Source organism: Streptomyces malaysiensis subsp. malaysiensis, assembly GCF_040653035.1.
Lineage (GTDB): Bacteria > Actinomycetota > Actinomycetes > Streptomycetales > Streptomycetaceae > Streptomyces > Streptomyces malaysiensis.
This window is the reverse complement of record NZ_JBEZNG010000075.1, coordinates 1-5745: the sequence shown is the minus strand read 5'-3', so window position 1 is coordinate 5745 and position 5745 is coordinate 1. Positions and strand designations below refer to the sequence as shown.

The 5745-nt window shown below is 70.1% G+C and carries 2 protein-coding genes; both read right to left on the bottom strand.

Annotation, left to right across the window (positions count from 1 at the left end):
• Positions 1-2585, bottom strand: a 2585-nt coding sequence (locus tag AB0E24_RS45765) for a type I polyketide synthase (protein WP_359385973.1), incomplete at its 3' end; no start/stop codon positions are given.
• A gap of 43 nt (positions 2586-2628) precedes the next feature.
• On the bottom strand, positions 2629-5745 hold a 3117-nt coding region (locus tag AB0E24_RS45760; protein WP_359385970.1), incomplete at its 5' end, for an SDR family NAD(P)-dependent oxidoreductase.

Genomic DNA, 5745 nt, shown 5'->3' with positions numbered 1-5745 from the left:
CGGCGCAGCGAACCTACGGCGGTGACCCGGGACCCGTGCTCCTCGGCCGTCTGCTCCACACCCACCGTCAGCACCGGATGGGCACTGGCCTCAACCAACACCTGGAAGCCGTCGGACAGCAGAGCACGGACGGTCTCATCGAAGCGCACCGTCTGACGCAGATTGCGATACCAGTACCCGGCGTCCAGCGCGGTCGTATCCAGCACCCCACCCGTCACCGTCGAATAGAACGGCACCAACGACGACCGAGGACCGATCCCCCCAAGCTCACGCAACAACTCACCCTCGATGACCTCAACGTGAGCACAGTGCGAGGCATAATCCACAGGCACACGACGCGCCCGAATCTCCTCCACCTCGCACAGCGCGAGTAGCTCGTCCAACGCGTCCGCGTCACCAGAGACGACAACCGCCGAAGGCCCGTTCACCGCCGCCACCGACAACCGCTCACCCCATCGGACCAGCCGCTCCCGAACCTCCCCCACCGGCAGCGACACCGACACCATGCCGCCACGACCCGACAACGCCCGCAACGCCTTACTCCGCAACGCCACCACCCTCGCGCCGTCCTCCAACGACAACGCACCCGCCACACACGCCGCCGCAATCTCACCCTGCGAATGACCGATAACAGCAGCAGGCTCCACCCCAAACGAACGCCACACCTCCGCCAACGACACCATCACCGCCCACAACACCGGCTGCACCACATCCACCCGCTCCAACGCAGCGGCATCACCCAACACATCCACCAACGACCACTCCACAAACGGCGCCAACGCCGCAGCACACTCCCCGATCCGCTCCGCAAACACCGCCGAAGACTCCAACAACCCCGCCGCCATACCCACCCACTGCCACCCCTGACCAGGAAAAACCAACACCACACGACCATCAGCACCGGCCACCCCCCGGATCAGCCCCGAGACGTCCCGGCCCTCCGCCAACGCGCCCACCCCACCGACCAGGCCGCCCCGCTCCCCGGCCAACACCACCGCACGGTGCTCGAAGAGGGTACGAGCCGTCGCCAGCGACCATCCGACATCCTCAGCCGACAGCTCGGGCGCCTTCTCCACGTACGACGCCAGGCGGTCCCCCTGCGCCCGCAAAGCCGCCTCGGAGCGGGCCGACAGCACCCACGGCACCACCCCAGAGTGTCCGCCACCCACTCCGTCGTCCGCCGCCTCATCCTCATCGCCGACCGGCGCCTGTTCGAGGACGACATGGGCGTTGGTGCCGCTGACGCCGAAGGCCGACACACCGGCCCGGCGCGGCTCATCGCTCTGCGGCCATGCGACCTTCGCGGCCAGCAGCTGGACCGCGCCGGCCGACCAGTCCACATGCGGCGACGGCTCGTCGACGTGCAGCGTCTTCGGCAGCGCACCGTGTTGTATGGCCAGCACCATCTTCATCACACCGGCCACACCCGCAGCCGCCTGCGTGTGGCCGATGTTGGACTTCACCGACCCCAGCAGCAGTGGCCTGCCGTCCGCGCGGTCCTGCCCGTACGTGGCCAGCAGCGCCTGTGCCTCGATCGGATCGCCCAGCGTGGTACCCGTACCGTGCGCCTCGACCGCGTCCACCTCGACGGCCGACAGCCGCGCGTTGGCCAGGGCCTGAAGGATCACCCTCTGCTGCGAGATTCCGTTGGGCACGGTCAGCCCACTGCTGCTGCCGTCCTGGTTGACGGCGGAGCCGCGTACCACCGCCAGCACCGGGTGGCCGTTGCGGCGTGCGTCCGACAGCCGCTCCAGCAGCAGCATGCCCACGCCCTCGCCCCAGCCCGTGCCATCCGCGGCCGCCGCGAACGCCTTGCACCGACCGTCCGGCGCAAGACCCCGCTGACGGCTGAACTCCACGAAGAGACCGGGCGTGGACATCACGGTCACACCACCGGCGAGGGCGAGCGTGCACTCCCCCTGCCGCAGGGACTGCACCGCGAGATGCAGTGCCACCAGCGACGATGAGCACGCGGTGTCCACCGTCACGGCGGGCCCTTCGAAACCGAAGGTGTAGGAGAGCCGACCCGACATCACACTGGCCGCACCGCTGGTGGCCAGGAAGCCCTCGACGCCCTTCGGGGCCTGCCGCAGTGCGACGGTGTAGTCCTGACCGTTGGTGCCCACGAAGACACCGGCCTTGGTGCCGCGCAACGACGCCGGGGTGACACCGGCCCGCTCCATGGCCTCCCATGACGTCTCCAGCAGCAGCCGCTGCTGCGGATCCATCGCCAGCGCCTCACGTGGCGAGACCCCGAAGAAGGTGGGGTCGAAGGCGCCCGCATCGGAGAGGAACGCGCCCTCCTTGACGTACGAGGTGCCGGAGCGGTCGGGGTCCGGGTCGTAGAGCTCTGCCAGGTCCCAGCCACGGTCCTCCGGGAACGCGCTCACGGCGTCCTCACCACGGGCGAGCAGCTCCCAGAACTCCTCAGGCGACCGCACACCGCCGGGGAACCGGCAGCTCATCGCCACGATCGCGATCGGCTCCCGGGACCTCTCCTCGACATCGCGGAGACGCCGCTGCGTCTGGCGGAGATCGGCCATGACGCGCTTGAGGTACTCGACGAGCTTCTCTTCGTTTGACACTTGGTCCTGCCCCCTCGAAGAAACCGCGTGGTTCTCGTTCATGTCAGGCGTCTCCGAGTTCTCTGTCGATGACGTCGAAGAGCTCGTCCACCGATGCGCTTTCCAGGTCGTCGTCGGCGATGTCGTCGTCCCGTACGGCGCTCCCGCCCCCGCCGCCGGGTTCGCTCAGCTTGGCCAGCACCGACTGGAGCCGGACGATGGCCTTGGTGCGGGTGATGTCGTCCTGCGGCATGCCGGAGAGGACGGATTCGAGTCGGTCGATCTCGGCGGGCAGCGACTTCTCCGGGGCGGCCTCGTCCTCGGCCAGCTCCCCCTTGAGGTGGCCGGCCAGCGCCGACGGCGATCCGTAGTCGAACAGTGCCGTCGGCCGGAGCCGCAGCCCGGTGGCCGTGTTCAGCCGGTTGCGCAGTTCCACGGCGGTCAGCGAATCGAGCCCCATGTCGAAGAAGCCACGCTCGCCGTCGATGCCCTCGTGCGAGGCGTATCCGAGGACGGCCGCCGTATGCGTACGCACCAGGTCGAGCAGGGCGGCTTCGCGTTCCGGCGCCGGGAGTTCCGAGAGTGTCGTGGCGAGCGACGTCCGGAGGGTCCCTGCGGCCTGCCCGTCGAGGGTGGCGTCGGCGGCCTGCCGTGCCGCCCTGACCTCGGCGATGTCACCGAAGAGTAGGCCGAGCCGGGTGCCGCCGACACCGGCCGTGAACCGCGGCCAGTCGATATCGGTGATGACAGGGCAGGCGTCGGACTGATTGACGGCCCGCGCCATCGCGGTGACGGCCAGCTCGGGTTCCATCGCGGGAAGGCCGAACCGCTCCATACGGCCGCTGACGGCCGCGTCCTGGGTAGCCATGCCACCTTCGGCCCACGGCCCCCAGGCCACGGAGGTGGCGGGCAGGCCCTCGGCCCGGCGGCGCTCGGCGAGCGCGTCCAGGAAGGCGTTCGCCGCCGCGTAGTTGCCCTGTCCGGCCCCGCCCACCGTCGCGGAGAACGAGGAGAACAGCACGAACGCCGAAAGTTCCAGCTCGCGGGTGAGCTCATGCAGCTGCCAGGCCGCCTCGGACTTCGCCCGCAGCACACCCTGGAACCGCTCCACCGAGAGTCCGTCCAGCACCCCGTCATCGAGGACACCCGCCGTATGCACCACCGCCGTCAGCGGGAACTCCTCCGGCACCCGGGCCAACACCCCAGCCAGCGCCGCACGGTCCCCCACGTCACACGCCGCGACCGTCACCCGAGCACCCGACTCCGCCAGCTGCGCCCGCAACTTGTCCACGCCCTCGGCCGCCGGACCGCGCCGCGAAACCAGCAACAGGTGCTCCGCACCGGCCCGCGCCAGCCACCGCGCCACATGGGCGCCCAGCGCACCCGTACCGCCGGTCACCAGCACGGTCCCGGAAGGCTTCCACGCCTCCCCGCTCTCCGCACCCGCCACCGCACGCACCACACGGCGTGCGAACACACCCGACGGCCGTACCGCCACCTCGTCCTCACCCGTGGCGCCGCTGATGACGGCGGTCAGACGCTCCAGAGCCCGGCTGTCCAGCGTCCGTGGCAGGTCGACAAGGCCACCCCAGCGCTCCGGAGCCTCCAGACCGGCCACCCGGCCCAGCCCCCACACCGCCGCCTGGTCCACGATCAACGGACTCTCCGAACCGCCGACCGCCATCGCGCCCCGCGTCACACACCACACACGGCCACCCACACCCGTATCCCCGATCCCCTGGAGCAGGGACAACGTCAGCGCCACACCCAACGGCACCGCCCCGTACTCGCCATGCCGCCCCTCCGCCAGCGCCAGCAGCGACAGCACACCCGTCACATCGGCGGCTCGGTCCGCACCAACGGCGTCACGCAGCCGCGCCCCCACCGCCTCACGATCGGCGTCCGTATCCTCCAGCTCGACCACCACAGGCAGCGCCCCTCGCGCGGCCAGGGCCGCCACGCAGTCCGCGACCCATGCGTCATCAGCCAGCCCGGCGGGCACCGCCACCAGCCACGTGCCCGTCAGCGCGCCTACCACCTCCGAGACCGGCGACCAGGCGATCCGATAACGCCATGCGTCGACCTGCGACCGCTCACGGCTACGACGCCGCCACGACGACAGGACCGGCAACACCGCCGCCAGCGACTCACCCGCCGAAGGCCCGCTCCCGACGGCCAGCGTGTCCGTCAGCGCCGACAGGTCCTCGCGTTCCACCGCGTCCCAGAAGTCGGCGTCCGCGGCTTCGCCGACGTCCGCCGTGTCGTGATGGGCCCCCGGCGCCACGCCGGTCTCAATCCAGTAGCGCTTGCGCCGGAAGGCGTACGTCGGCAACTCCACCTGCCGCGCCGGTCGTCCGGTGGTGGCCGCGAGCACGGCCGTCCAGTCCACCCGCATACCCCGCACATGGGCCCCGGCGGCGAGCGTGAGCGCGGTCTCCACCTCGCCGCGGCCGGACCGCGCGACAGGTAGGAAGGCAGCGACATCGGCGGTCTCGTCCGGCAGGCACTGCTCACCCATCGTGGACAGCACCTCGTCAGGGCCGAGCTCCAGGAAGGTGGTGACTCCCGCGTCCGCCAGACTCCGCACCCCATCCGCGAACCGCACGGCCTCACGGACGTGTCGTACCCAGTACTCGGCGGAGCACAACGCCTCGACGTCAGCGACTTGGCCCGTCACATTCGACACGACCGGGATACGCGGTGGCGCGTACGACAACCCCTCCGCCACCTGCCGGAACTCCGCCAGCATCGGCTCCATCAACGGCGAATGGAAGGCATGCGAAACACGCAACCGCTTCGTCTTGACGCCCTGAGCCTCAAACTGTCCGGCAATCTCCATCACCGCTGACTCCGAGCCCGAGATCACGGTCGAGCGGGGCCCATTGACCGCCGCCACACTCACCTCGGCCTCACAACCGGCCACCAACGGGAGCACATCCGCCTCGACGGCCTGCACCGACACCATCACCCCACCCGACGGCAACGCCTGCATCAACCGCCCACGAGCCGCCACCAACACACACGCGTCGTCGAGCGACAACACACCCGCCACATACGCCGCCACCAGCTCCCCGATCGAATGCCCGGCTACGAAATCCGGCCGCACACCCCACGACTCCACCAACCGGAACAGCGCCACCTCCACCGCGAACAACCCACACTGCGTAAACGCCGTCTCGTC